The organism is Pseudomonas brassicacearum (assembly GCF_003732265.1).
GTDB lineage: Bacteria > Pseudomonadota > Gammaproteobacteria > Pseudomonadales > Pseudomonadaceae > Aquipseudomonas > Aquipseudomonas brassicacearum_D.
In genome coordinates, this window is the sequence record NZ_MOBK01000174.1 from 1 (window position 1) to 374 (window position 374).

General features: G+C 65.2%; 1 pseudogene. It reads left to right on the forward strand.

Going from position 1 to position 374, the window contains the following annotated elements:
- Positions 1-351 (forward strand): annotated as a pseudogene (locus BK660_RS30665) (tetratricopeptide repeat protein); the annotation flags it as partial.
- Positions 352-374 lie beyond the last annotated feature (23 nt).

Below are 374 nucleotides of genomic sequence, written 5' to 3' on the forward strand. Positions count from 1 at the left end.
CTGGGTGCCGCCCGGAGCGGTTTGGGCGCTGCCCAGACGAAGTGGAATGCGGCGATTGCGGAGTATGAGGCGGCCCAGAAGAGCCTGTTGGAACGGGCCGAAGCCAACCTCAACCTGGCGATGCTCTATCAGGCCAGCGGCCGTAATGACGAGGTAGAGCCGTATTTGCCCACGGCCCCCAACAGCCATCCGGACTTCTACCCGGCGCTGGTGACGCTTGCGCAAAGGCCCGAAGGCAATGGTCGTAGCCAGTAGGCGCAGACGCTGCTGGCCCAAGGGCTAAAAGACCACCCGGACGCCGCGCTGCTGCAGCATACCCAGGGCTTCTCGCCGGTGCGTGCCGGCAAATCGGACTAGGCCATGTCGTCGCTGCG